The organism is Pseudomonas sp. HOU2, from assembly GCF_040729435.1.
Lineage (GTDB): Bacteria > Pseudomonadota > Gammaproteobacteria > Pseudomonadales > Pseudomonadaceae > Aquipseudomonas.
The window spans coordinates 3381574-3407519 of sequence record NZ_CP160398.1 but is presented as its reverse complement, the minus strand read 5'-3'; the positions used below and the strand labels follow the sequence as shown (position 1 = coordinate 3407519).

Below are 25946 nucleotides of genomic sequence, written 5' to 3'. Positions count from 1 at the left end.
AAGCCACCTCTCAATACGGTTTACTTTCAGGAGATCCACCATGTCCCGTCTTCGCCTGCTCAGCGCTGCCGCCTTGCTCGCCGTGGCTGCCAACGCCAGTGCCTCCAGTTTCATCGTCACCACAGACGCCGTGGTTGGCGCGCTGAAGTCCTCGTCAGACGCCACTTCCGATGTCAGCTCTTCGCTGCGTGACAACAAAGTCGTGATCGCCGCCCGCGACGACGCCGCCAGCTTCGTCGCCAGCGAAGGCCAGATTCGCGGCGTGAAGCTGGAAAGCGCGCTGGACCTGATCCGCCATCAAGCACCGCAATTGAACGCGACCGACTTCCAACTGGCGCAAGCCATTCTGGCGATCTGATTCGCCGTTGCCGAAGGGACACGCCAGTCGTGTCCCGATGTTTCGCCGCTGGCTCTGGCTCGGGCATTTGCGCTAGCCTTGAGGCTCGTTAACCGTTACCGAGTCTCATGCGTTTATTCAAACTGCTTTTCCCTTCTGTGTTGATCAGCGCCTTCTGGGCAACCTCGGTCGATGCCTTTGATGTCTCCACACAAAACACCGTGGTCAGCGTTTGGGCGACCGGAATGGTGTCTTCGGCGCCATTCGACCGTAAACTGATCATCGCCGCTCACGATGACGCGGCGGCGTTTGTTGCCAGTGACGGTGAATTGCGCGGCGCGCAGCTCGAATCCGCACTGCATTACCTGCGCAAATCACGACCAAAACTTCATGTCAGCGACCTTGAACTGGCACAGGCAATTCTCGTCCAATAGTTATCCTGATCCCTCGTTATCATTGCCCTCCGGAGTCGTTCCATGCGTAGCCCGCTGATTGCTGCCGCCCTTGGCCTGTTTTTGTTGGCCGACGTGGCCCAGGCGCACACCCTGGTAGCCACCAGTAACATCATCGTTCGTGCCTCCCAGCGCACCATCGATTTCACCTCCGATACCACTACGTCGATTCGCGACTCGAAAATCATCCGCGAAGCCCATGACGATGCGGCCAGCTTCGTTGCCACCAACGGCGATATCCGTGGTGCGCACCTGGAGGCCGCCCTCAATACCTTGCGCACGCGTGTACCCGAAGCCCGCGACGCCAGTGATCAGGTGCTCGCCGAAGCCATCCTCGCCCTGTGAAGTCACTCGGCGCCTGGCTACTGGCCGGGGCGGTGTTGCTGCTTGGCAACAGCGCCCACGCCAGCCTGCAATTGCGGCTCAAGACCGACGGCCTGAGCCCTGCCCAGCAGCAGGCCAGCCAGGCGCTGCTCGATGAAGCGATGCAGAAATTGCCACCCAGCTTCGTCGAACAGCTGGACCGGCGCATCGATGTCGGCTGGACCGACAACATGCCCGGCAATGCCTATGGCGAGGCGACCCTGGTTGCCGAACTCGACCTGAATCGCAAACTGCTCGCCGGCCTCACCGACGGCAGCGCGGCCAAGGAAAAAACCAATCGCCCCCACGGCACCGTGCGCCAGGAACTGCTGGCAACGGTGCTGCACGAACTCACCCACATTTATGACCGCGCGCGCCTGTGGCCCGCCGCCGAGCGCACGCTGATTCAGCGCTGCACCCGCCGCAGCAACAGCGCCGGACTGGTCGGCATTCCCGATGAGTGTCGCGGCCAGACTGAACGACGCTTCACCCTCAGCGATGACCCGCGCCTGCTCGACCTCGCCGGTTGGCAACAGTACGTCGGGCGCCGCGGCGAGCGTGAACAACACAACCGTCAGGTGGCCCGCAGCCCGGACCTGTACGAGATCTCCAGCCCGAAAGAGTTTGTCGCGGTCAACATGGAGTATTTCCTCCTCGACCCGAGCTACGCCTGCCGCCGCCCGGCACTCTATCGCTACTACAAGGAGCGCTTCGGCTGGGCACCACCGGCCAAGGACACCTGCAGCAATACCTTCGCCTTTCTCAACGCCGGCAACGACTTCGCCAAACAGCCCTTGGGCCAGGTCGACCCGGAGCGGGTGTATGCCGTCGATTATCTGCTGGCCGAAGCTAACCAGAACTGGGTCAGCCGCTGGGGCCACAGCATGCTGCGCCTGGTGATCTGCGCGCCGGGTCGACCACGGGGCCCGGATTGCCGGCTCGACCTCGACCAGCATCTTGTGCTGTCGTACCGCGCCTTTGTCGGTGACGTGCAGTTGTCGAGCTGGGACGGTCTGGTCGGCAAATACCCGTCACGACTATTCGTGCTGCCGCTGGCGCAGGTGATCGACGAATACACCAAGACCGAACTGCGCAGCCTCGCTTCAGTGCCGCTGAACCTGTCGCGCGACGAGATCGAAGGCGTGGTCGAACACGCCGCCGAGATGCACTGGAGCTATGACGGCAACTACTTCTTCCTCTCCAACAACTGCGCGGTGGAAGGCCTGAAACTGCTGCGCAGCGGCAGTAACAACAAGCAACTCGTCGGCCTCGACAGCATCATGCCCAACGGTTTGCTTGAAGTACTCAAAGGCCGTGGCCTGGCCGACACCAGCGTGCTCGACAATCCCAAGGAAGCGCTGCGCCTGGGCTATCGCTTCGATTCGTTCCGCGATCGCTATCAGGCGATGTTCGATGTGTTGAAGAAGCAGTTGCCGATCAAACAGACCAGCGTCGAAGATTGGCTCTCACTTTCCGCCGAAGAGCGTCGCCAGTGGTTCGAACGTGCAGACCTGCGTACCAGCGCCGCATTGCTCCTGCTGGAACAGGCGAGTTATCGCCGCCAGTTGTTGCTGGCCCAGGACGAGGTCAAGCAGCGCTACCTCGGCGCCCGGGAGCTGGAAAACGGCGGCATGGACAAGGCCAACGCGACCCTGCAGGAAATTCTCGCCAACAGCGGCTTCCTCAGTCGTCCGGCAGAACTGCTCGACAGCCGTGGCTACGGGCTGCCGCAACCAAGTGAGTTCAAGCGCCTGCAGGACGAAAGCGCCCAACGCCAGAAACAACTGCTGGCGCTGAGCGGCGATCTGGACAAGGAAGTGCGCAAGTTGCTGGAACCCAAGCGAGCGGCCGAAATTGCCGCCAGCGAAGCCAACGTGAAGCAGATCGGCGAGCATCTGCGCAGACTGCACAAGGCGTCCGGCGGACTGGAGCTACCCTGAGACAGAAGACTGGAACTGAATCTTGCTCCCGCTCGGCTGCGCAGCAGTCGTAAATCGGTTGAATGCCGAATTTTCAGGGCTGCTCCGCGCCCCGGCGGGAGCAAGCTCCCTCGCCACAGATGATCGTGCCAAATCAGTACAAAACACCATCCAGAATTTCGTAAACGATCCCGGTACCCACTGCGATCAACACAATGTCACCACCGGCGCGGCGCCACTCATAGCCCGGATACACCGGCAGACGACTCAGCGCCCGACCATCCAGTCGCTCGCCGTAATACCCGTGCGGCAACGGCCGGCCGCGTTCCAGATGGATACCCGGAGGTGGCGGTGCGCCGCGCACGAAGTAGCCGTGATTGTCGCGAATGGTCTGACGGATCGGCCCGAAGTCGCGCGGCGGGCCGCCACGGTGGTCGTTCTGCGGGCCACGGTGATCGTCGCGATGGTCGTTGCCATGGTTGTTGTACTGGCCCTGCTGCGGGCCGCCGTGGTCATGATCATCGCGTGGATCGGCGCTGGCCAGCAGCGGCGTCGCGCTGAGCATCAGCACACCCAGTCCGGCAATCAGACGTTTCGGCATTTTCATCGGGTCTTTCCTCACTGCACCAACAGCAAAAAGGGATTCAGAACGTGGTTCTGAATCCCTCGGTCTTGCTGGATTAGGCTGCGTTGTGAGGCGCTAATTCCTCTGTATCAGGAATTTTACCTTCAGTTGACGCGGGCCTGACGCACGCCTTCGGACAGTGCCTTGCACAGACCCAGCACGCCATCGACAGCCTGGGCTGGCGTGGTCGCATTGGCGATATGGTCGATCAGCGCCGAACCCACCACCACCCCGTCCGCCAAACGAGCGATGGACGCCGCCTGCTCCGGAGTTCGGATGCCGAAACCGATGCTGATCGGCAGATCAGTGTGGCGACGCAGACGGGTCACCGCCTCTTCGACGTGCTCCAGCGTCGCCGCACCGGCGCCGGTCACCCCGGCCACCGACACGTAGTAAACGAAGCCCGAACTGCCATTGAGCACTTTCGGCAGGCGCGCATCGTCAGTGGTCGGGGTGGTCAGGCGGATGAAGTCCAGACCGGCAGCCTGTGCCGGGTCGCACAGCTCGGCGTTGTGCTCCGGCGGCATGTCGACCACGATCAGACCATCAACGCCCGCCGCTTTGGCATCAGCGATGAAACGCTCAACGCCGTACATGTGGATCGGGTTGAAGTAGCCCATCAGCACCAGCGGCGTGTCGCTGTTGCCTTCGCGGAACTCGCGAACCATCTGCAGGGTTTTCGCCAGATTCTGCCTGGCGCCCAAGGCACGGATATTCGCCAGTTGAATCGCCGGACCATCGGCCATCGGATCGGTGAACGGCATACCCAACTCGATCACATCGGCGCCAGCGCCCGGCAGACCTTTGAGGATTGCCAGCGAGGTGTCGTAGTCCGGGTCACCGGCGGTGACGAACGTGACCAACGCAGCGCGGTTCTGTTGCTTGAGGTCGGCAAAACGGGTTTGCAGGCGGCTCATCAGTGTTTCTCCTGCTTCGACTGTTCCATATGGTGCATGACGGTCTGCATGTCTTTGTCGCCACGGCCCGACAGGTTGACCACCATCAGGTGATCCTTCGGCAGTTTCGGCGCACGTTTGAACACTTCAGCCAACGCATGAGCGCTTTCCAGTGCCGGGATGATGCCTTCGAGGCGGCAGCACTGGTGGAACGCAGCGAGGGCTTCGTCGTCGGTCACCGAGGTGTACTGGACGCGGCCGATGTCATGCAACCAGGCGTGCTCAGGGCCGATGCCCGGATAGTCGAGGCCGGCGGAAATCGAGTGAGCGTCGATGATCTGGCCGTCGTCGTCCTGCAGCAGGAAAGTACGGTTGCCGTGCAGCACACCGGGTACGCCACCGTTGAGGCTGGCGGCGTGCTTGCCGGTTTCGATGCCGTAACCGGCCGCTTCGACGCCGATGATTTCGACGCTCTGATCATCGAGGAACGGGTGGAACAGGCCCATGGCATTGGAACCGCCACCGATGCACGCCACCAGACTGTCCGGCAGACGACCTTCCTGGGCTTGCAGCTGCTCACGGGTTTCCTTGCCGATCACCGCCTGGAAGTCGCGCACCATTGCCGGGTAAGGGTGCGGGCCGGCCACGGTGCCGATCAGGTAGAAGGTGCTGTCGACGTTGGTTACCCAGTCACGCAGCGCTTCGTTCATCGCGTCTTTCAGGGTGCCGGTGCCGGCCACCACCGGAATCACTTCGGCGCCCAGCAGCTTCATGCGGAACACGTTGGCCTGCTGACGCTCGATGTCAGTGGTGCCCATGTAGATCACGCAGTCCAGACCAAAACGCGCGGCCACGGTGGCCGTTGCCACGCCGTGCATGCCGGCGCCGGTTTCGGCGATGATGCGTTTCTTGCCCATGCGCCGCGCCAGCAGGATCTGGCCGATGCAATTGTTGATCTTGTGCGCGCCAGTGTGGTTCAGCTCTTCGCGCTTGAGGTAGATCTTCGCGCCACCGCAAAACTCGGTCAGACGCTCGGCGAAATACAGCGGGCTTGGACGTCCGACATAGTCACGCTGGAAGTAGGCCAGTTCTTCCTTGAATGCAGGATCTTCCTTGGCCGCTTCGTATTCGCGGGCCAGATCGAGGATCAGCGGCATCAGGGTTTCCGCCACGTAACGGCCACCGAACGCACCGAACAGGCCGTTATCGTCCGGGCCGTTGCGCAGATTGGAGGTGTTCGAAGTCTGGGTCATGATGTGCTCCAGGTGAATTCGGGAGAGAAGACAATGGCGTTCACTCTACCCCTGACCTTCCAGGCTGAAAACCGATAAGATCGCCACAACCTGTCAGGAAATCTCACAGATACCATGAGCCACGACCTTCCCCCGCTGAACGCCTTGCGCGCATTTGAAGCCACCGCCCGGCTGAACAGCGTCAGCCAGGCGGCCGAACAGTTGCACGTCACGCATGGCGCGGTTAGCCGTCAGCTCAAGGTGCTCGAAGAGCATCTGGGCGTGAGCCTGTTCGTCAAGGATGGTCGCGGCTTGAAACTCACAGATGCCGGTGTTCGACTGCGAGATGCCAGCGGTGAAGCCTTTGATCGGTTGCGCAGTGTGTGTGCCGAGCTGACGCAAAGCACCGCTGATGCGCCGTTCGTTCTTGGCTGCTCCGGCAGTCTGTTGGCGCGATGGTTCATCCCACGCCTGGGGCGGCTCAACGCCGATCTGCCGGACTTGCGTCTGCACTTGTCAGCGGGTGAAGGTGATCTCGATCCACGGCGCCCAGGTCTCGATGCCTTGTTGCTGTTCGCCGAGCCGCCATGGCCGGCCGACATGCAGGTCTACGAACTGGCCGCAGAACGCATCGGCCCGGTGATGAGTCCGCTGTTCAGCGGTTATCAACGCCTGCAATCCGCGCCGGCCGCAGCCTTGCTCAGTGAACCGCTGCTGCACACCACTTCCCGCCCACAAGCGTGGCCGAGCTGGGCACAGCAAAACCACCTCGACGCCAAGGCGCTGAAGCTCGGGCAAGGTTTTGAGCATTTGTATTATCTACTGGAAGCCGCAGTGGCCGGGCTTGGCGTGGCAATCGCGCCGGAGCCGTTGGTGACAGAGGATTTGAAGGCCGGTCGCCTGGTTGCGCCATGGGGCTTCTGCGAAACCCCGGCGCAACTGGCGTTGTGGCTACCCAAGCGCGCCGCAGACGGGCGCGCCCGGCAACTGGCGCAATGGCTCAAGAACGAGCTGCGCCAGAGCGATCACTCGCCGCGCTTGAACAGCAAATAAGCGGCGAGCAGACCGATTGCACCGACCGCCACACCGGCGGTGGTCCAAGGGTGTTCCTGAGCGTAATCGCGGGTGGCGATGCCGGTCTCGCGGGTTTTCACTTTGACTTCTTCATAGGCATCGCTGAGCAGGCTGCGCGAGTGCTTCAGTGCGCTTTCGGCGTTGCTTTTGAGCGCCTTGAGGGTCTTGCGCGACTCGTCCGAAGCGTCGTCTTTCAAGCTTTCCAACGATTTGAGCAGACTCTCGATCTCGGCTTCCATGCTTTGCAACGAGGCTTTACGTAAAGAGGTGTTGGCCATGGTGGCTCTCCTGCATTGGTGATGAGTGGCGTGTGTTGGTTGGGACTTCAGCGGTTTGAGAAAGTGCAGAAAATCTGAACTTCGCTTGCGCCGGGCCGCCGAAATCAACAGTGCAGATTCACTGCTAGTCTCAAATCCACACATCAATTCCAAACGCCAAGGAGATCGCCATGAGTGACCATCACACGTACAAGAAAGTCGAGCTGGTCGGCTCGTCCACCAGCAGCATCGAAGACGCCATCAACAACGCGCTGGCTGAAGCGAACAAGAGCATCAAGCATCTGGAATGGTTTGAAGTGGTCGATACCCGTGGCCACATCAAGGACGGCAAGGCTGCGCATTTTCAGGTAACACTCAAAGTGGGCTTTCGCATTGCCAGCAGCTGACTTTGGGCTACGCTTCTGAACTTGCGCGCTGGCCGAGTGCCATAGGAATGGCAAAGCGCTACAAGGTGAGTGCATCGGGAGACCTGATGCCCACCTCTTTTAATCCGACCAGGGAGTGCGACCGATGAAGAAGTTCATATTGGCAGTAGGTTTGTTGAGCCTTGCGGGTGGCGCGTTGGCTGCTGGCAAGCCTTGTGAAGAGTTGAAAAGCGAGATTGCGGCGAAGATTGATGCCAAGGGTGCCTCCAGTTATTCGCTGGAGATTGTCGACAAGGGTGCAGCCGCTGGCGGCAAGGTCGTTGGCAGTTGCGAAGGTGGCACCAAGGAAATCGTCTACAAACGTGGTTGATCGCGCCTGAAATGCAAAAGCCGACGCGAAGGCGTCGGCTTTTTTGTGGGCGATGATTTACCTGTAGGCGCTGCAGCACGCTGCGATCTTTTGATCTTGGTTAAAAGAATCAGATCAAAAGATCGCAGCCTCGTTTCACTCGACAGCTCCTACACGGGGGCCGCGTTATCCTTTCATGACCTGCGCCAGCAGTTCGTAGGAATGCACGCGATCGGCGTGTTCATACAGGTCGCAGGTGAAAATCAGCTCGTCGGCCTGGGTCTGCTCGACCAGCACCTCCAGCTTCGCGCGGATTTTCTGTGGGCTGCCGACCATCGCCAGACCGAGGAAATCTCCAACCGCCTCGCGCTCATGGGGCAGCCACAGGCCGTCCATGGTTTTCACCGGTGGACGCTGCACCAGGCTCTGCCCACGCATCAGCGCAAGAATGCGCTGGTACACCGAAGTCGCCAGGTAATCGGCCTGCTCATCGGTATCCGCCGCCACCAGCGGCACACCGAGCATCACGTACGGCTTGTCGAGCACCGCCGATGGCTTGAAGTGGTTGCGATAGACGCGGATCGCCTCGTGCATGAAGCGCGGAGCGAAGTGCGAGGCGAAGGCGTAAGGCAAACCGCGCTCACCGGCCAGTTGCGCGCTGAACAGGCTGGAACCAAGCAACCAGATCGGCACGTTGGTACCGGTGCCGGGCATGGCGATCACCCGTTGGTCCGGGGTGCGCGGGCCGAGAAAACGCACCAGCTCGGCGACGTCTTCCGGGAAATCATCGGCGCTGCCGGAGCGTTCGCGGCGCAGAGCGCGGGCGGTCATCTGGTCGGAACCCGGCGCGCGGCCCAAACCGAGGTCGATGCGCCCCGGATAGAGGCTTTCGAGAGTGCCGAACTGCTCGGCGATCACCAGCGGCGCGTGGTTGGGCAACATCACCCCGCCGGAGCCGACACGAATCGTCGAGGTGCCGCCGGCCAGATATCCCAGCAGCACCGAGGTGGCGGAACTGGCGATGCCGTCCATGTTGTGGTGTTCGGCGACCCAGAAGCGGGTGTAGCCGAATTTCTCGACGTGCTGCGCCAGATCCAGCGAATTGCGCAGCGATTGTGCCGGGCTGCCGTTCTCGCGCACCGGCACCAGATCGAGGGTGGAAAATTTTACATCGGACAGTTGCTTCATAAACCTGCGTCTCCGAGTGGTCTGCAGGTTTTTTCTTGCGAACGAAAACCTGCCGAATTCATAAGCGTGTTCTGTGCAATGAGGGCATATACCCGAGTTTCAATAGCTGAGAGAAAAATCCTACTAAAAAAGTCAACGATTCACTCGGGCTGAACTTTGTTCCGGCGTCTATCCTCAGAAGCCTTGCAAGCAAAAACCACGACGGCGCGGCGTTCCGCGCCAGATCTTGAGGAGGCAGATATGGCTATCGTGAAGAAAGCATCCGCGCATTGGGCAGGCGATCTGAAAACCGGCATCGGCTCGATCTCTACCGAGACCGGCGTCCTCAGAGAAGCGCCTTACGGCTTCAAGGCCCGCTTCGAAGGCGGCAAGGGCACCAACCCGGAAGAACTGATCGGCGCCGCACATGCCGGCTGTTTTTCCATGGCGTTTTCGATGATTTTGGGCGATGCGGGCCTGAAGGCCGAGAGCATCGACACTCAGGCAGAGGTTACGCTGGATCAGGTCGAGGGTGGCTTTGCCATCACTGCGATCAAGTTGATCCTCAAGGCGAAAATCCCTGGCGCTACTCAGGCGCAGTTTGAAGAACTGAGCAACAAGGCCAAGGAAGGGTGCCCGGTGTCCAAGGTATTGAATGCGAAGATTACCCTTGAGGCATCATTAGTCAGTTGAGTCATCGCTGACAGGATCTGATGCCATCGCGAGCAGGCTCACTCCTACAGGAATCTCGGTTGTTCACAATTGTAGTGTCCGCTGGAGATCGAATGTAGGAGTGAGCCTGCTCGCGATGGCGATCCTAAAAGCACCGTAGAGCCTGAAGATGTGAGCGAAGTCAGAACCCGCGCTGCAAAAATATGGTCGAATAAGTGACAGCAGCTTCAGCGCACGCCCGTGCGCGCTGCCCCATGGAGCTTCAAGATTATGAAACGTATTGGCTTGGCGATCCTCTGCAGTGCATTGGCCACAACGGTTCTGGCCGCACCGAAAGACTGTGAAGAACTCAGGAAAGAAATCGAAGTAAAGATCCAGGCGAACGCCGTGCCGTCCTACACGCTGGAAATCGTCAGCAAGGAAGAGGCCGACAAACACGACGTAGCCATGGTCGTCGGCACCTGTGAAAACGGCACCAAGGCAATCATTTACCAGAAGAACGACAACTGAACCGTCTCAGCTGAGGCAATCCATGTCGTGATCCTCGGCAACGATCTCACGCTTGGCGTTGTACAGACGGGCGCTCGGCGTGAACCCTAGCGAACGCCCCTCCAGCAGATAACGCTGCCCGGCCTCGAAATGGTCGTAGCGAATATACAAATAGCACAGTCGCTCCACGGGACCGGTCATCAGACTGCCGCCGCCACCAAACACCTCGAAATCAAATCGCACCCGCAGCTCATGGCTACCGGGGGTGACCTGGAAGAAACGCCCGTCGCTCAGGCGCTGATTATCCAGGCGCTCGGCCATGAGCAGTTTTCCGCCGGGGGTCGGGGTCGAGAAATCGACCCAGGCCATTTGCGGATCAATCGGCGGCAATGGGGTCTGACAGCCAGCGACAGCGCCGACCGCGAGCAACAACATCAACTTGCGCATGATGGATGTCCAGGGATTCAGACCTCCAGCATAGCGCTGATCAGGTGCGCTGACAGCCTGCGGGCGTGCCCTGACCGACCACATTGTGCTGCTCGTCATAGAGCTTGGCCCATGGCCGGAAACCGATGCTGCCAGCTTGCAGCTGATAACGCTGGCCGGCATTGAAGTCCTTGAATTTCACCTTCAACTGGCAGTCGCGCCACAGCGGTTCGGCATCGGGGCCGATGTTGGTGGCTTCGACCGGGAACTGATAACGCACCTGCAATTGGTGACTGCCGGGCTCGACTTCAAAATAACGTTTGTCGACGGTCGTCTTGTCATCGACCTTCAGCGCTTGCAGCGCTGTGTCCTGTTGCCGGGCATCGAGATCGATCCAGGCTTGCGAGGGGTCAGGATCGGGCATTCCGAATCCGGCACAACCGGCCAGCGTCAGCAGGCCTCCAGTCAGCAACAACATGCGCATAGCGAAGCTCCAGATGGCGGGATAGTCTTGCGGGCAGACTTTCCAAAGGATTTTTATTTTGAGCAGGCCGCTTCCAAGCCATGGGGTACTTGATCGCGTTTTTCGGATTTTGTTTCCGGGTGTGATGTTTTTGTTGCTCAACGGTTGTTCCAGCGTCAGCTATTACAGCCAATTGGCCAGCGGTCAGTTGCAGTTGCTGCGGGCGCGCGAGCCGGTAGCCATGGTGATCGCCGACCCAAGCCGCGACGCCAAGCTGCGCACGCACCTGATCCAGTCGCAGAAAGCCCGCGCATTCGCCAGCGAACACCTGCACCTGCCCGACAACCAGAGCTATCGGCTGTACGCCGACATCGGCCGGCCGTATGTGGTGTGGAACGTGTTCGCCACCCCGGAGTTTTCCCTGACCCCGCAGAACCATTGTTTCCCGATCGCCGGTTGCGTGGCCTATCGCGGCTACTACAGCCAGAGCGCCGCGCGCGGCGAAGCGGCGATCCAGCGTCTGCAAGGCATGGACGTGTCGATTGGCGGCGTCGAGGCCTATTCGACCCTCGGCTGGTTCAATGACCCGATCCTCAATTCGATGATGGGCTGGGGCGATGAGCGTCTGGCCACGCTGATCTTTCATGAACTGGCGCATCAGCGCTTTTATGTGAAGGACGACACCGAGTTCAACGAGTCCTTCGCCACGTTTGTCGAGCAGGAAGGTACCCGGCAGTGGCGGGCGTTTCGTGGTCTGCCTGCGGATACCGACTCGCGGCTCAAGCAGCGGGATCAGTTCATCGAGCTGGTACTGGAAACGCGGTCGCGGCTTGAAGCGCTTTACGCACAGCCGCTGCCGGCCGAGCAGATGCGCGAGCGAAAGGCGGCGCAATTCGAGCGGTTTCGGCGCGATTACCGGGTGATGCGTGACAGTCAGTGGGCCGGGGACAAGCGCTATGACGCGTGGGTGAATATGCCGCTGAACAATGCGCGGCTGTTGCCGTTCGGGCTGTATGACCAGTGGGTGCCGGCGTTTGCGGCACTGTTCAGGCAGGTTGGGGGGGATTGGGTGCGGTTTTATGCTGAGGTCGAGAAGTTGGGTGGTTTAGCTGTCGCGGAGCGTAAAGCGGCCTTGAAAGCTTTGGCCGGATCTTGAATTGATGTCGGCTGATCCGGCTTCATCGCTGGCAAGCCAGCTCCCACATGGATTCAGGTGAAAGTGCGCCCACTGCTCACCTGTGGGAGCTGGCTTGCCAGCGATGGCCGACTCATCAGCGCCGCAGAAACGCCTGATGCAACTCAGCCAAAGTCTCAAAATGATAAGCCGGCGCCTCGGCATTCAGCTCTTCAAAACTGCCAAACCCATATCCCACCGCCGCCGCATCCACACCGTTGCTGCGCGCGCCGATCAAATCATGCTTGCGATCACCGATCATCAGCGTATTAGCCGGGTCCAGCCCTTCTTCGGCGATCAGGTGCGCGATCAGCTCGACCTTGTTGGTTCGCGTGCCATCCAGTTCACTGCCATAGATAACCTTGAAATGCTTGGCGAAGTCGAAGTGCCGGGCGATCTCCCGGGCGAACTCCCACGGCTTGGACGTCGCGATATACAGCTGTCGCCCTTGGCCACTCAGGGTCTCGAGCAACGGTGTGACGCCGTCGAACACACGGTTCTCGTACAGGCCGGTGACCTTGAAGCGCTCGCGATAGAAATTCACCGCCTCCCAGGCCTTGGCCTCATCGAAGCCATAAAACTGCATGAACGCCTGCAACAGCGGCGGGCCGATGAAGTGTTCGAGTCTAGTCAGGTCCGGCTCATCGATGCCGAGCTTGCCGAGGGCGAACTGTATGGAACGGGTAATGCCCTCACGCGGGTCGGTCAGGGTGCCATCGAGGTCGAAAAGTACAGTCTGGTAATGCATGAGAAATCCTGTGCAGGTGTAAGGCGATTCAGCGCTGATCGTAGCCCTCGGCCAGATGCAGGTCCTTGAGCTTCACGTAGTTGGCGGCGCTGTAGGTGAAGAAGGCGCGTTCCTTGTCGGTCAACGGACGGATCTGTTTCACCGGGCTGCCCACGTACAGAAAACCGCTTTCCAGGCGCTTGCCCGGCGGTACCAGGCTGCCGGCGCCGATGATCACATCGTCCTCGACCACCGTGCCGTCCATGACGATGCTGCCCATACCGATCAACACGCGACTGCCGACGCTGCAGCCATGCAGCATGACCTTGTGGGCGATGGTCACGTCATCGCCGATCAGCAGCGGAAAGCCCTCCGGGTTGAACGGCCCGGCGTGGGTGATGTGCAGCACGCAGCCGTCCTGCACGCTGGTGCGCGCACCGATGCGGATGCGGTGCATGTCGCCACGGATCACGGTCAGCGGCCACACGGAGCTGTCTTCGCCGATTTCGACGTCGCCGATCACCACCGCGGAGGCGTCGACAAACGCGCCTTGACCGAGTTGCGGGGTGTGATTCTGGTACTTGCGAACGGGCACGATAAGTTCTCTCTCTGTCGCCGATAGCTGCGGTGAGTGTCGATTGTAATTAAGATGGGCACATGTTTCTTCCAGCCAAGGTGCCAACCGTGAGCGTGAACAACCCTCTTCTGCAGTCCTACGACCTGCCGCCGTTCTCCACGATCCGTGCCGAACACGTGCTGCCAGCCATCGAAACCATTCTGGCCGACAACCGCGCCGCCATCGCCGAAATTCTCAAGACCCAGGGTCAGAACCCTACGTGGGCCGGCCTGGTACTGGCGATGGACGAACTCAACGATCGCCTCGGCGCTGCCTGGAGCCCGGTCAGCCACCTCAACGCCGTGTGCAACAGCGCCGAACTGCGCGAAGCGTACGAGTCGTGCCTGCCGGCCCTCAGCGCCTACTCCACCGAGATGGGCCAGAACCGCGAGCTGTTCCAGGCCTATGAGGCGCTGGCCAACAGCCCGGAAGCCGCCGGTTTCGACGTGGCGCAAAAAACCATTCTGGAACACGCCCTGCGCGATTTCCGTCTGTCGGGTATCGACCTGCCGGAAGCGGAACAGAAACGCTACGCCGAAGTGCAAAGCAAACTGTCCGAGCTGGGCAGCCGCTTCTCCAACCAGTTGCTCGATGCCACGCAAGCCTGGACCAAGCACGTCACCGACGAAGCCGCCCTCGCCGGCCTGACCGATTCGGCCAAGGCGCAAATGGCCGCCGCTGCGCAGGCCAAAGGCCTCGACGGCTGGCTGATCACCCTGGAATTCCCGAGCTACTACGCGGTGATGACCTACGCCCAGGACCGCAAGCTGCGTGAAGAAGTCTACGCCGCCTACTGCACCCGTGCCTCGGACCAAGGCCCGAACGCCGGGCAGAACGATAACGGTCCGGTCATGGAAGATATCCTCGACCTGCGTCAGGAACTGGCAAAACTCTTGGGTTTCGCCAGCTTCTCCGAGCTGAGCCTGGCAACCAAAATGGCCGAGTCCAGCGATCAGGTGCTGAGCTTCCTGCGCGACTTGGCCAAGCGCAGCAAACCGTTCGCCGCGCAGGATCTGCAGCAGCTGCGCGCTTACGCCGCCGAACAGGGCTGCGCCGATCTGCAAAGCTGGGACAGCGGTTTCTACGGAGAAAAACTCCGCGAGCAGCGCTACAGCGTCGCTCAGGAAACCCTGCGCGCGTACTTCCCGATCGATAAAGTCCTCAGCGGTCTGTTCGCTATCGTCCAGCGCCTGTACGGCATCGAAATCGCCGAACTGAAAGGCTTCGACACCTGGCACCCGGACGTGCGTCTGTTCGAAATCAAGGAGAACGGCCAGCACGTCGGCCGCTTCTTCTTCGACCTCTACGCCCGCGCCAACAAGCGTGGCGGGGCGTGGATGGACGGCGCCCGCGACCGTCGCCGCACCGTTGACGGCGTGTTGCAAAGTCCGGTCGCCAACCTGGTGTGCAACTTCACCCCGGCGGACAGCGGCAAGCCTGCCCTGCTGACCCACGATGAAGTGACCACCCTGTTCCACGAATTCGGTCACGGCCTGCATCACCTGCTGACCCGCGTTGATCACGCCGGTGTCTCGGGGATCAACGGCGTGGCGTGGGATGCGGTCGAGCTGCCGAGCCAGTTCATGGAAAACTGGTGCTGGGAGCCGGAAGGCCTGGCGCTGATCTCCGGTCACTACGAAACCGGCGAGCCGCTGCCGCAAGACCTGCTGGAAAAAATGCTCGCGGCGAAAAACTTCCAGTCCGGGTTGATGATGGTCCGTCAGCTGGAATTCTCGCTGTTCGACTTCGAACTGCACGCCACTCACGGTGACGGCCGCAGCGTGGCGCAAGTGCTGGAAGGCGTGCGCGACGAGGTGTCGGTAATGCGCCCACCGGTGTACAACCGCTTTCCCAACAGCTTCGCGCACATCTTCGCCGGCGGTTACGCGGCGGGCTACTACAGCTACAAGTGGGCGGAAGTGCTGTCGGCAGATGCCTTCTCCAGGTTCGAAGAAGACGGCGTGCTCAACGCCGAAACCGGTCGCGCCTTCCGCGAAGCGATTCTGGCCCGTGGCGGCTCGCAGGCACCGATGGTGCTGTTCGTCGACTTCCGTGGTCGCGAGCCTTCGATTGACGCACTCTTGCGCCATAGCGGCCTGAGTGAGGACGCGGCAGCATGAGTGAGGCACCTGTGATTACCAAGAAGCGCTTTATCGCCGGGGCTGTCTGCCCGGCGTGCAGCGAGCCGGATAAACTGATGATGTGGAACGAGGACAGCGTGCCGCACCGTGAGTGCGTGGCCTGCGGTTACTCGGATACGCTGAACGAGCAGGGGCTGTCGGTTCCCAAGGAACTGGGCACGCGGGTCAATACCAGCGCGCTCAAGCCAGCGCCGGACAAAACCGTCCAGGCCGTGCAGTTCTTTCCGAATCCGAAGCTGAAGAAAAAGTCCGAGGACTGAGCCGGCGAATGACCCTCCACGGTGCAATGCCGTGGAGGGTGCGGCTTACTTGAGGTTGACCGACTGGAACCAGCTCTTCATCGAGCAGGTGGCAAAGGCACTGGTGCTGCAATCGCCGTTGGCCAACGCGGTGCGCAGTTTGTCGACATCGGCTTGCATCACGTAACGCACGCCATCCTTGAAATGGCCGCTTTCACCAAAACCGCCCTGCGTCATTTCATTCAGCGCGTCTTCCTTGCTCCAGCCTTGCACCACAATCCGATACATCGCCGCCATCAGGCCGGTGCGGTCGGAACCGTGTTTGCAGTGCATCAGCACCGGGCCATTGGCTTCGGCAGCCTGAATCGCGCGCAAGGTCTTGAGCACATCGGCGTCATCGACGTGGTTGGTGCGATAGGGCAGTTGCACTTGATTGATGCCCGGCTCGGACAGCCAACTGCTGTCAGCTTCCGGCAAGAAGTTGATCACCGTCGCCACTTTGAGATTCTTCAGCAATGGAACCACGCCACCGTCGGGCAAGGCGCTGCGGTAAAGCGTTGGTGACATCTGGAACAGGTTGTATTGCACTTCAACCGGTTGCGCCCACTCCGGCGGGCGCGATGTGACAGCGGCGTCAGCCTGGGCCGGCATCAAGTGCAACAGGGCAACAAGCGACAAACACAAAGCAGGAAAAAGGCGCACTCGAGACATGCTGGGCTGACCGTATCGGAATTCATCAATGAAAGGCCTCGCAGCTTCCACGTCTGCCGGTCAAAGCCCTGTGAGGCACTTGTCAAAGAATCGTGAATCCGGGCGATTTCATTGAGCGCCCGCTAAAAAAACCGCAGCTTTTTCCGCTGAATCGGTTCATCCCGATGTGTAGCCTGCTACCATTTGTCACACGATGTTGCAGGCGTCCCCCTTTTCCCGGTCAATCACCGGGCCACGCCGCAACGAAAAAATGCTCACGCCGTTCGCAGAAACGGCGGAAAACCATCAATGCCTGATGAGGTGCACCCCCATGTCTGATGCAGATCGAGACAACCCGCGGCGTGAGTTCTTGCGCAAATCCCTGACCCTGATTCCCGTGGTCACCCTCGCCGGTAGCGGTCTGGGCAGCAGCGTCTTGCAAGCTGCGCCTGAAGCGGCCCCGGCGGCGCCCGCAGCCACACCGGCCAAGGCTGACGCCAGCGCTTACCAGCCGAGCTATTTCACCGCCGAGGAATGGGCCTTCATCAACGCCGCCGTGGCGCACCTGATCCCCAACGACGAGCAAGGCCCGGGTGCCCTGGAAGCCGGCGTGCCGGAATACATCGACCGCCAGATGAACACCCCGTACGCCGCCGGTGCCCTGTGGTACATGCAAGGTCCGTTCAACGCCGACGCTGCGCCGGAGATGGGCTGGCAGAGCAAGCTGGTGCCCAAAGAGATCTATCGCCTGGGCATCGCTGCCACGGATCAGTGGGCAAAATCGCTCAACGGTAAAACATTTGCCGAGCAAGACAGCGCTACCCGAGAAGATTTGCTCAAGCAACTCGAAGCCGGAAAACCGCAGTTCGCTGCAGTCCCCGCGAAGATTTTCTTCAGCCTGTTGCTGCAAAACACCAAGGAAGGGTTCTTCTGCGACCCGATCCACGGTGGCAATAAAGGCATGGTCGGCTGGACCATGATCGGCTTCCCCGGCGCCCGCGCCGATTTCATGGATTGGGTGGAACGCAACGAGCAATACCCCTTCCCGGCAGTTTCGATTCGCGGCGAGAGGGCTTGAGCATGGCAACCGTAATGAAGAAGGTCGACGCAGTGATCGTCGGTTTCGGCTGGACTGGCGCGATCATGGCCAAGGAGCTGACCGAAGCCGGGCTCAATGTGCTGGCGCTGGAGCGCGGGCCGATGCAGGACACTTACCCCGACGGCAACTATCCGCAGGTGATCGACGAACTCACCTACAGCGTGCGCAAAAAACTCTTTCAGGACATCTCGAAAGAGACCGTCACCATCCGCCACAGCGTCAACGACATCGCCCTGCCGAACCGCCAGTTGGGTGCGTTCCTGCCGGGCAATGGCGTCGGCGGCGCGGGCCTGCACTGGTCGGGCGTACATTTTCGCGTCGATCCGATCGAACTGCGTATGCGCAGCCATTACGAAGAGCGCTACGGCAAAAGCTTCATCCCCAAGGACATGACCATCCAGGATTTCGGCGTCAGCTATGAAGAGCTGGAGCCGTTTTTCGATTTCGCCGAAAAAGTCTTCGGCACCTCCGGCCAGGCCTGGACCGTGAAGGGCCAGCTGGTCGGGCAAGGCAAGGGCGGCAACCCTTACGCACCGGATCGCTCCAACCCGTTCCCGCTGGAAGCGCAGAAGAATACGGTTTCCGCACAACTGTTCGGCAAAGCGGCGGCAGAGGTCGGTTACAAACCCTACAACCTGCCGTCCGCTAATACCTCGGGGCCGTACACCAATCCCTACGGCGCACAGATGGGCCCATGCAACTTCTGCGGGTTCTGCAGCGGTTACGTGTGCTACATGTATTCCAAGGCGTCGCCGAACGTGAACATTCTGCCAGCGCTCAAGCCGTTGCCGAATTTCGAACTGCGGCCCAACTCCCATGTGCTGCGGGTCAATCTCGACAGCACCAAGTCCAAGGCCACCGGCGTGACTTACATCGACGGCCAGGGCCGCGAGATCGAGCAACCGGCGGATCTGGTGATCCTCGGCGCCTTCCAGCTGCACAACGTGCGGTTGATGCTGCTATCGGGCATCGGCAAGCCTTACGACCCGATCAGTGGCGAAGGCGTGGTCGGGCGTAACTTCGCCTACCAGAACATGGCGACCATCAAGGCGTTCTTCGACAAGGACACCCACACCAACAATTTCATCGGCGCCGGCGGCAACGGCGTAGCGCTGGACGATTTCAACGCCGACAACTTCGACCACGGCCCGCATGGCTTCGTCGGCGGCTCGCCAATGTGGGTCAACCAGGCGGGCAGCCGTCCGATTGCCGGCACTTCGAACCCGCCCGGCACCCCGGCCTGGGGCAGCCAGTGGAAGCGCGCGACCGCCGATTACTACACCCATCAGGTGTCGATGGACGCCCACGGCGCGCATCAGTCCTACCGTGGCAACTACCTCGATCTGGATCCGGTGTACCGCGATGCCTACGGTTTGCCGCTGCTGCGGATGACCTTCGACTGGCAGGAAAACGACATCAAGATGAACCGTTTCATGGTCGAGAAAATGGGCAAGGTCGCCCAGGCCATGGGTCCGAAAGCCATCGCGGTGATCGGCAAGCAGGTTGGTGATCACTTCAACACGGCGGCCTACCAGACCACCCACCTCAACGGTGGCGCGATCATGGGCACCGATCCGAAGAAGAGCGCGCTGAACCGCTATCTGCAGAGCTGGGATGTGCACAACGTGTTCGTACCGGGCGCGTCGGCGTTCCCGCAGGGCCTGGGTTACAACCCGACCGGACTGGTTGCCGCTCTGACCTACTGGTCGGCCAAGGCGATCCGCGAGCAGTACCTGAAAAACCCCGGCCCGCTGGTTCAGGCATAAGGAGCGATGACCATGAAAAATCTCGTTATCGCCACTTTGGCCCTGCTCGGCAGCACGGCTGTACAAGCCGCCGACGTCGATCAAGCGTTGATCAAACAAGGCGAATACCTCGCCCGCGCGGGTGACTGCGTGGCCTGCCACACCGCCAAGGGCGGCAAACCGTTCGCCGGCGGCCTGCCAATGGAAACGCCGATCGGCACGATCTACTCGACCAACATCACCCCGGACAAAGCCGGCGTTGGTGATTACAGCTTCGAGGACTTCGACCAGGCAGTACGTCACGGCGTCGCCAAAAACGGTAGTACGTTGTACCCGGCAATGCCGTATCCGTCCTACGCCCGTGTCAGCGAAAGCGACATGAAAGCGCTGTACGCCTACTTCATGCACGGCGTCGAGCCGGTAGCGCAGGAGAACAAGGCCAGCGACATTCCATGGCCGCTGAGCATGCGCTGGCCATTGATGGGCTGGCGCTGGCTGTTTGCGCCGAAGGTCGAGGACTACAAGGCCACCTCGGATGATCCGGTGATCGATCGCGGCGCCTATCTGGTCGAGGGCCTCGGCCACTGCGGCGCCTGCCATACCCCACGAGCCCTGACCATGCAAGAAAAATCCCTGAGCGCGGCAGACGGCAAGAATTTTCTTGCCGGCAGTGCACCGCTGGAAGGCTGGATCGCCAAGAGCCTGCGCGGTGATCACAAGGATGGTCTGGGCAGTTGGAGCGAAGCGCAGCTGGTGCAATTCCTCAAGACCGGGCGCAGCGACCGCAGCGCAGTGTTCGGTGGCATGAGCGATGTGGTCACCCACAGCATGCAGTACATGACCGACGCCGACCTGACCGCGATTGCCCGTTACCTCAAGTCGCTGCCGGCCAATGACCCTGCCGATCAGCCGCACCAGTACGACGAGAAAGCGGCCAAAGCCCTGTGGAACGGCGACGACAGCCAGCGCGGCGCGGCGGTGTACATCGATAACTGCGCGGCCTGCCACCGTACAGACGGCCATGGCTACACTCGGGTGTTCCCGGCGCTGGCGGGCAATCCGGTGCTGCAATCGGAGGACCCGACCTCGCTGATCCACATCGTACTCAAGGGCGGCACCCTGCCGGCCACGCACACGGCACCATCGACCTTTACCATGCCGGGTTTCGCCTGGCGCTTGTCGGATCAGGAAGTGGCGGATGTGGTGAGCTTTATCCGTGGCAGTTGGGGCAACAAAGGGGCGCCGGTGAACGCTGCCGACGTCGAAAGCCTGCGCAAGAATGATATGCAGACCACTTCCGGGGATGATCTGGGGCAAGTCACTTCGCATTAACGAGATTGGATACCGCTGACATGGCATTAATGCTTTGTTGTGTCAGCGGGCAATTCAACGCCTGGACTGAAAGCCCTTGAACTGCGCAAAAGCGTCGGCCAACTGCAAGTACAGCTTCTTGTCGTATTTATCGACGTCGCCATCGCCATCACCATCGAGGACCTCTTCGGAAATCAAGTCATAACGACCGTTAGCTTCCGACGAAGAAGCGAACAACGAGTAATCGTAATCCATCATTTCGGTGGCGTCTTCATTGAAGTGATAAATCGCGACTTCCGGATTTCCGTCTTGGTCCATATCCGCAATTTCCAGCAATATCCTGATAGTCATGCAGTCAATCCTTCAGTTGATTGCACTGCGCCAATCGGCAATCTGTCGCAGTTTTCCGGAAGTTAACGAGTGGGGGAAATCCGGTCTACTGTCAGACCTGACAGGGTGTACAACCATCCAGCAGTAAACTTGAGCGCTGTAAATGCATATACCTGTCAACTCTGACAGTAGTCGCTCGCTCCTATTACACCCAGGCAGACGACCTCGCCTCTGCTTTGGTCGGTTTGAGTACCGTCGGTGCCGGCCGTCTTTACAGATGCATACTTTTATCGTTTGCAGACAACGCGCCAGGGAGCAAACTTGCCGACGTCAACATTGCCTTAATGAGAGATTTTAAATTCTGAGTTAAATGCTGACATGCTGACATGCTGACATGCTGACTACGGTATCGACGAAACACTGTCCGAAAAAAACCCTGCATGCGTGAATCATGCAGGGCTTTTTGCATTTATAGTCGTAAGCTTATGGATTAACGATACTTACATAAGCCTTGGCCAGCGCCAGCAACTTGGCCTTGTCATCTGCATCGATATCACCGTCACCATCGACATCATTGTCATTGCGCACGTCGAAGGTTTTGCCCCCGTCATAGGACGACGCAATGATAATCCGCGAATCCAGCAGGGAGTCGGTAGGCACAGCGTTCTCTGCATCCCATCCGGATTGCTTCAGCGCGAACTGCATGGACACCAGTACTTCATCCGGGTCAACCGGAGTCGGACCAAGTTTCTGTAGAAAGATGCCGCGATGGTTAAAGTTAGACACATTTAATTCCTTTTAAACATTGATTAGCAGAAGTGCAACACGGCGAATACTAGCGACATTGCAAGTTGTACTGCTACTTGAAACATGTGTCTCCGGGTTGCAATAAAAGGAGTAGTCAATAAACCGGATACCCTTTTCACATATCCCGAATCGCCGAACGGCACTGGCTGTTTGCTCGCGCCAGCGATACTGTACGCACATACAGTCATCAGGACCTTTGCGATGCACACGCCCTTGCCTCCTCGCGGTCGCGGCACTGCGACCAACCCGCACAACCGTTTCGCGCCGAACCGTTCGGTGGCCGAGGACGACGGCTGGTATCAGGAAGTGCCCGAGACGCAGAACACTGAAGTGATGATCGAGACCGCAAAAACCATCATCACCCGCAACACCTCGCCGGATCTGCCCTTCGATCGCTCGATCAATCCCTATCGCGGCTGCGAGCACGGCTGCATCTATTGCTATGCGCGACCGAGCCACGCTTATTGGGACATGTCGCCGGGGCTGGATTTCGAAACCCGGCTGATCGCCAAGACCAACGCCGCCCAGGTACTGGAAGAACAGCTTGGGAAAAAAGGTTATCAGTGCGCGCCGATCAACCTTGGCTCCAACACTGACCCGTACCAGCCCATCGAACGTGAACACCGGATCACCCGCCAGACCCTTGAAGTATTGCTGCGCTATCGGCACCCGGTGACCATCGTCACGAAAGGCTCGCTGATTTTGCGCGACCTTGACCTGCTCACCGAACTGGCACAGCAACGGCTGGTGGCGGTGATGATCAGCCTGACCACGCTGGACGATGAACTCAAACGCATCCTCGAACCGCGAGCCGCTGCCCCGAAAGCACGGCTGCGGGCGATCCGGGTGATGCGCGAAGCAGGCATTCCCGTGGGGGTGCTGTGTTCGCCGATGATTCCGATGATCAACGACAGTGAAATCGAGAGCCTGCTGAACGAGGCCCACGCGGCTGGAGCACAGAGTGCCGCGTACATGATGCTGCGCCTGCCACTGGAGGTGGCGCCGCTGTTCGAAGAGTGGCTGCAAGCGCACTATCCGCAGCGCGCGGCCCATGTCCTGAGCCTGATCCGCCAGAGCCGTGGCGGCGAGCTTTACGACAGCCGTTTCGGTGCGCGGATGCGCGGCGAAGGGCCATTCGCCGACCTGCTGGCGCAACGCTTTGCCAAAGCGATCAAACGGCTCGGCCTCAACCATCGCGAGGGCTATAACCTGGACTGCACTGCCTTCTGTCCACCGGGTCGCCAGATGTCGTTGATTTAGCGACAATCAGTTTATGGTTGAGGGTCAGAATCCTTCCGTTGAAATACGCCAGTCACGTTTTTGTGACCTGGAACACACGTTCTAGAGCGCTCGATTCAGTTTGAGTTAAGTTTCGGCGGCTACCTTGTTCATCGAGTGACTGACGGGTCGGGATGGCCCGGATGTTTTAAACAGCCACTGGCTTCATACCGGAACACACGGGAACGACTCCCCGAATCCGCCAAAGAGGATGAATCATGAGTGACAAGGATAAACAGCCGTTGGCTGCGTCGGCGCAAGCCGTCCCTGGGGCGGAATCCGCCGATGCAGCGTTGCGTACGATCGTTGACGGCTTTTTGCATTTTCATCATGAGGTCTTCCCGCAGCAGGAAGAACTCTTCAAGAAACTCGCCACGGCGCAATCGCCACGGGCGATGTTCATCACCTGTGCCGACTCGCGCATCGTGCCCGAACTGATCACCCAGAGCTCGCCGGGCGATCTGTTCGTGACCCGTAACGTCGGCAACGTCGTGCCGCCTTACGGCCAGATGAACGGCGGCGTTTCCACTGCCATCGAATACGCGGTGTTGGCGCTGGGCGTGCAACACATCATCATCTGCGGCCATTCCGATTGCGGCGCCATGCGCGCAGTGCTCAATCCGGAAAGCCTGGAAAAAATGCCAACGGTCAAAGCCTGGTTGCGCCACGCCGAAGTGGCAAAAACCATGGTGCACGAAAACTGCAACTGCACCGACGAAAAAGAGAGCATGCCGATCCTCACCGAGGAAAACGTCATAGCCCAATTGCAGCACTTGCGTACCCATCCTTCGGTAGCCTCACGCATGGCGAACGGTCAACTGTTCATCCATGGCTGGGTCTACAACATCGAAACCAGCGAAATCAAAGCTTACGACGCGGATCAGGGACGCTTCCTGCCGCTCGACGGCAGCCATCCGATTCCGGTGGCGACGCCCAAAGCGCGCTTCTAAATCCTCCTAAAAATCTGTGTGGTTTGATGCCGACCGCTGTTTCAGCGGTTCGGCGAAGCCATGCCTGAAGAAAGCTTCGGGAGAGTCACCATGCGTGCTGCTCAATTGAAAGCGGTGTTGCCACGGGAGCTGCTGGCTTCGGTGGTGGTGTTTCTGGTCGCGCTGCCGCTGTGCATGGGCATCGCGATTGCGTCAGGGTTGCCGCCAGCCAAGGGCCTGATTACCGGGATCATCGGTGGCCTGGTGGTGGGTTGGCTGGCGGGTTCGCCGTTGCAGGTCAGCGGCCCGGCGGCGGGGCTGGCGGTGTTGGTGTTCGAGTTGGTGCGCCAGCACGGGATCGAGATGCTCGGGCCGATTCTGTTGCTCGCCGGGTTCCTGCAACTGGTGGCCGGGCGCCTCAAGCTCGGTTGCTGGTTTCGAGTGACGGCCCCAGCAGTGGTCTACGGCATGCTCGCCGGAATCGGTGTGCTGATCGTGCTCTCGCAAGTGCATGTGATGCTTGATGCCAAGCCACAACCGTCCGGGCTGGATAACCTCACGGCGTTCCCCGGGGCGGTAGCGCAAGCCTTGCCGTCGTTCGGCTGGCAGGCCGGCTTGCTCGGGCTGGCGACCATTGCGGTGATGTGGCTGTGGGAGAAATTTCGCCCGCATTCGCTACGCTTCATTCCCGGTGCGCTGCTCGGTGTCGGCCTGGCCACGGGCGCCAGTCTGCTGCTGGCATTGCAGGTGAAACGGGTCGAGGTGCCGGAGAATCTGGCCGAGGCCATCGACTGGCTGAAACCGGCGGATCTGCTCAGCCTCGCTGATCCAACCCTGCTGATCGCGGCATTCGCGGTGGCGTTTATCGCCAGCGCCGAAACGTTGTTGTCCGCCGCAGCGGTGGATCGCATGCACAGCGGCGTGCGCTCGGATTTCGACCGTGAGCTGTCGGCACAAGGCGTCGGCAACATGCTCTGCGGTCTGGTCGGTGCGCTGCCGATGACCGGGGTGATCGTGCGCAGTTCGGCCAACGTCCAGGCCGGCGCGACCACCCGTTATTCGACGATTTTCCATGGTCTGTGGCTGCTGGCGTTCGTGCTGTTGCTGTCGAGCGTGCTGCAAAGCATTCCGGTGGCGAGTCTGGCGGGAGTGCTGGTGTATACCGGGTTCAAACTGGTGGACTTGAAAGCCTTTCGCGGTCTGGGCCGTTACGGGCGGATGCCGATGTTCACCTACGCCGCCACGGCGCTGGCAATCATCTTCACCGACCTGCTGACCGGCGTGCTGATCGGTTTCGGTCTGACGATGTTGAAACTGGCGCTCAAGGCTTCGCGTTTGAAGATCAGCCTGATCGACCTGCCGCAGGACGGCGAGATGGAGTTGCGTCTGGTGGGTGCGGCGACCTTTCTCAAGGTGCCGGCACTGACCCAGGTGCTGGGCAGCATTCCAGCGGGCACAACGGTGCATGTGCCGCTCAATAACCTGAGCTACATCGACCATTCGTGTCTGGAGTTGCTGGAGGAGTGGGGCCGGGCAAATGCGGCGAAGGGGTCGAAGCTGTTGATTGAGTCGCGCGGGTTGAAGCGACGGCTTGAGGGGCGGGTTCGGACTAATACCGGGATCGGTGCGGCTGGCTAAATCCCTCATACACAAATAAACCCTGTGGGAGCTGGCTTGCCAGCGATGGCGGTCTTTCAGTCACTGAAAATGTCGACTGATCCACCGCTATCGCTGGCAAGCCAGCTCCCACAGG

General features: G+C 60.2%; 30 protein-coding genes. 18 read left to right on the top strand and 12 right to left on the bottom strand.

The window, feature by feature from the left end; translation table 11 throughout:
- Positions 1–40: 40 nt before the first annotated feature.
- The 4 genes from ABV589_RS15425 (at position 41) to ABV589_RS15410 (ending at position 3092) form a co-directional block, all read left to right on the top strand.
- A complete protein-coding gene (locus tag ABV589_RS15425; protein ID WP_007962831.1) occupies positions 41–358 on the top strand; it encodes a DUF2388 domain-containing protein in 318 nt (105 codons plus the stop codon).
- 107 nt (positions 359–465) lie between these two features.
- Entirely contained in the window at positions 466–771 is a 306-nt protein-coding gene (locus ABV589_RS15420; protein WP_367082309.1) for a DUF2388 domain-containing protein, read from the top strand.
- Positions 772–813: 42 nt separating this feature from the next.
- On the top strand, positions 814–1134 hold the full coding sequence (locus tag ABV589_RS15415; protein WP_007911662.1) for a DUF2388 domain-containing protein: 321 nt from the start codon (positions 814–816) through the stop codon (positions 1132–1134).
- Positions 1131–3092 carry a DUF4105 domain-containing protein gene (locus tag ABV589_RS15410; protein ID WP_367082308.1) on the top strand — a complete coding sequence of 654 codons (1962 nt, stop codon included), beginning with the start codon at positions 1131–1133 and terminating at the stop codon, positions 3090–3092. The genes ABV589_RS15415 and ABV589_RS15410 overlap by 4 nt, the downstream gene beginning before the upstream one ends.
- Positions 3093–3225: 133 nt before the next feature.
- Here the strand turns inward: ABV589_RS15410 and ABV589_RS15405 are convergent, their stop codons facing one another.
- The 3 genes from ABV589_RS15405 to trpB all read right to left on the bottom strand — a co-directional run bounded on the left by ABV589_RS15405 (position 3226) and on the right by trpB (position 5845).
- Complete coding sequence (locus tag ABV589_RS15405) at positions 3226–3678, bottom strand: anti-virulence regulator CigR family protein (protein ID WP_367082306.1); 453 nt, start codon at positions 3676–3678, stop codon at positions 3226–3228.
- A 122-nt stretch (positions 3679–3800) separates the two neighbouring features.
- Positions 3801–4613 (bottom strand): tryptophan synthase subunit alpha, encoded by an 813-nt coding sequence (gene trpA, locus ABV589_RS15400; RefSeq protein ID WP_367082305.1) that lies wholly within the window; start codon positions 4611–4613, stop codon positions 3801–3803.
- Positions 4613–5845, bottom strand: a complete 1233-nt coding sequence (gene trpB, locus ABV589_RS15395; RefSeq protein ID WP_115986503.1) for a tryptophan synthase subunit beta — start codon at positions 5843–5845, stop codon at positions 4613–4615. The genes trpA and trpB overlap by 1 nt, the downstream gene beginning before the upstream one ends.
- A 114-nt stretch (positions 5846–5959) precedes the next feature.
- On the opposite strand from trpB, the gene ABV589_RS15390 reads away from it, so the two are divergent.
- Positions 5960–6877 (top strand): LysR family transcriptional regulator, encoded by a 918-nt coding sequence (locus ABV589_RS15390; protein WP_367082303.1) that lies wholly within the window; start codon positions 5960–5962, stop codon positions 6875–6877.
- On the opposite strand, the gene ABV589_RS15385 is transcribed toward ABV589_RS15390, so the two are convergent.
- On the bottom strand, positions 6850–7176 hold the full coding sequence (locus tag ABV589_RS15385; RefSeq protein WP_003220391.1) for a YqjD family protein: 327 nt from the start codon (positions 7174–7176) through the stop codon (positions 6850–6852). The two genes, ABV589_RS15390 and ABV589_RS15385, sit on opposite strands and share 28 nt — an antisense overlap.
- A gap of 170 nt (positions 7177–7346) precedes the next feature.
- Here ABV589_RS15385 and ABV589_RS15380 point away from each other — a divergent pair, with 170 nt between their 5' ends.
- Together ABV589_RS15380 and ABV589_RS15375 are read left to right on the top strand one after the other, a co-directional pair.
- Complete coding sequence (locus ABV589_RS15380; protein WP_003220389.1) at positions 7347–7562, top strand: dodecin; 216 nt, start codon at positions 7347–7349, stop codon at positions 7560–7562.
- Between the two features lie 124 nt (positions 7563–7686).
- The gene (locus ABV589_RS15375) at positions 7687–7911 is read left to right on the top strand and encodes a DUF1161 domain-containing protein (protein WP_258677659.1); all 225 of its coding nucleotides are present in this window, start codon (positions 7687–7689) and stop codon (positions 7909–7911) included.
- Positions 7912–8076: 165 nt separating this feature from the next.
- On the opposite strand, the gene ABV589_RS15370 is transcribed toward ABV589_RS15375, so the two are convergent.
- Positions 8077–9078, bottom strand: coding sequence for an LLM class flavin-dependent oxidoreductase (locus tag ABV589_RS15370; protein ID WP_007962819.1), 1002 nt, complete (start codon positions 9076–9078; stop codon positions 8077–8079).
- Positions 9079–9318: 240 nt separating this feature from the next.
- Here ABV589_RS15370 and ABV589_RS15365 point away from each other — a divergent pair, with 240 nt between their 5' ends.
- Positions 9319–9750, top strand: coding sequence for an OsmC family protein (locus ABV589_RS15365; protein ID WP_007962818.1), 432 nt, complete (start codon positions 9319–9321; stop codon positions 9748–9750).
- A 249-nt stretch (positions 9751–9999) separates the two neighbouring features.
- Positions 10000–10239: a DUF1161 domain-containing protein gene (locus tag ABV589_RS15360; RefSeq protein WP_367082301.1), complete on the top strand. Its 240-nt coding sequence runs from the start codon at positions 10000–10002 to the stop codon at positions 10237–10239.
- A gap of 6 nt (positions 10240–10245) precedes the next feature.
- On the opposite strand, the gene ABV589_RS15355 is transcribed toward ABV589_RS15360, so the two are convergent.
- Together ABV589_RS15355 and ABV589_RS15350 are read right to left on the bottom strand one after the other, a co-directional pair.
- Positions 10246–10665 (bottom strand): hypothetical protein, encoded by a 420-nt coding sequence (locus tag ABV589_RS15355; protein WP_007962816.1) that lies wholly within the window; start codon positions 10663–10665, stop codon positions 10246–10248.
- Between the two features lie 40 nt (positions 10666–10705).
- Complete coding sequence (locus ABV589_RS15350; protein ID WP_367082300.1) at positions 10706–11128, bottom strand: hypothetical protein; 423 nt, start codon at positions 11126–11128, stop codon at positions 10706–10708.
- A gap of 58 nt (positions 11129–11186) precedes the next feature.
- On the opposite strand from ABV589_RS15350, the gene ABV589_RS15345 reads away from it, so the two are divergent.
- A complete protein-coding gene (locus ABV589_RS15345; protein WP_367082298.1) occupies positions 11187–12263 on the top strand; it encodes an aminopeptidase in 1077 nt (358 codons plus the stop codon).
- A gap of 115 nt (positions 12264–12378) precedes the next feature.
- On the opposite strand, the gene ABV589_RS15340 is transcribed toward ABV589_RS15345, so the two are convergent.
- On the bottom strand, positions 12379–13029 hold the full coding sequence (locus ABV589_RS15340; RefSeq protein ID WP_367082297.1) for an HAD family hydrolase: 651 nt from the start codon (positions 13027–13029) through the stop codon (positions 12379–12381).
- A 28-nt stretch (positions 13030–13057) separates the two neighbouring features.
- Positions 13058–13603, bottom strand: coding sequence for a gamma carbonic anhydrase family protein (locus ABV589_RS15335; protein WP_367082295.1), 546 nt, complete (start codon positions 13601–13603; stop codon positions 13058–13060).
- 62 nt (positions 13604–13665) lie between these two features.
- Between ABV589_RS15335 and prlC the strand changes: the two genes are divergently transcribed.
- Together prlC and ABV589_RS15325 are read left to right on the top strand one after the other, a co-directional pair.
- On the top strand, positions 13666–15744 hold the full coding sequence (gene prlC / locus ABV589_RS15330) for an oligopeptidase A (RefSeq protein ID WP_367082293.1): 2079 nt from the start codon (positions 13666–13668) through the stop codon (positions 15742–15744).
- Positions 15741–16025 carry a YheV family putative zinc ribbon protein gene (locus ABV589_RS15325; protein WP_007962808.1) on the top strand — a complete coding sequence of 95 codons (285 nt, stop codon included), beginning with the start codon at positions 15741–15743 and terminating at the stop codon, positions 16023–16025. The genes prlC and ABV589_RS15325 overlap by 4 nt, the downstream gene beginning before the upstream one ends.
- Positions 16026–16070: 45 nt before the next feature.
- On the opposite strand, the gene ABV589_RS15320 is transcribed toward ABV589_RS15325, so the two are convergent.
- Entirely contained in the window at positions 16071–16715 is a 645-nt protein-coding gene (locus ABV589_RS15320; protein ID WP_367082292.1) for a dual specificity protein phosphatase family protein, read from the bottom strand.
- 310 nt (positions 16716–17025) lie between these two features.
- On the opposite strand from ABV589_RS15320, the gene ABV589_RS15315 reads away from it, so the two are divergent.
- The 3 genes from ABV589_RS15315 to ABV589_RS15305 are packed head-to-tail and all read left to right on the top strand — an operon-like array spanning position 17026 to position 20870.
- On the top strand, positions 17026–17772 hold the full coding sequence (locus ABV589_RS15315; protein WP_367082291.1) for a gluconate 2-dehydrogenase subunit 3 family protein: 747 nt from the start codon (positions 17026–17028) through the stop codon (positions 17770–17772).
- 2 nt (positions 17773–17774) lie between these two features.
- Positions 17775–19559, top strand: a complete 1785-nt coding sequence (locus tag ABV589_RS15310; RefSeq protein ID WP_086794117.1) for a GMC family oxidoreductase — start codon at positions 17775–17777, stop codon at positions 19557–19559.
- A 12-nt stretch (positions 19560–19571) separates the two neighbouring features.
- Positions 19572–20870, top strand: coding sequence for a cytochrome c (locus ABV589_RS15305; RefSeq protein WP_367082290.1), 1299 nt, complete (start codon positions 19572–19574; stop codon positions 20868–20870).
- Between the two features lie 54 nt (positions 20871–20924).
- Here the strand turns inward: ABV589_RS15305 and ABV589_RS15300 are convergent, their stop codons facing one another.
- Positions 20925–21200 carry a hypothetical protein gene (locus ABV589_RS15300; protein ID WP_367082288.1) on the bottom strand — a complete coding sequence of 92 codons (276 nt, stop codon included), beginning with the start codon at positions 21198–21200 and terminating at the stop codon, positions 20925–20927.
- 462 nt (positions 21201–21662) lie between these two features.
- Positions 21663–21965, bottom strand: coding sequence for a hypothetical protein (locus ABV589_RS15295; protein WP_367082286.1), 303 nt, complete (start codon positions 21963–21965; stop codon positions 21663–21665).
- 222 nt (positions 21966–22187) lie between these two features.
- Between ABV589_RS15295 and ABV589_RS15290 the strand changes: the two genes are divergently transcribed.
- The 3 genes from ABV589_RS15290 (at position 22188) to ABV589_RS15280 (ending at position 25831) form a co-directional block, all read left to right on the top strand.
- Positions 22188–23246 carry a PA0069 family radical SAM protein gene (locus tag ABV589_RS15290; RefSeq protein WP_007962795.1) on the top strand — a complete coding sequence of 353 codons (1059 nt, stop codon included), beginning with the start codon at positions 22188–22190 and terminating at the stop codon, positions 23244–23246.
- A 236-nt stretch (positions 23247–23482) separates the two neighbouring features.
- The gene (locus ABV589_RS15285) at positions 23483–24214 is read left to right on the top strand and encodes a carbonic anhydrase (RefSeq protein ID WP_007962793.1); all 732 of its coding nucleotides are present in this window, start codon (positions 23483–23485) and stop codon (positions 24212–24214) included.
- Between the two features lie 90 nt (positions 24215–24304).
- Positions 24305–25831, top strand: coding sequence for a SulP family inorganic anion transporter (locus ABV589_RS15280; protein ID WP_007962791.1), 1527 nt, complete (start codon positions 24305–24307; stop codon positions 25829–25831).
- Positions 25832–25946: the final 115 nt, after the last annotated feature.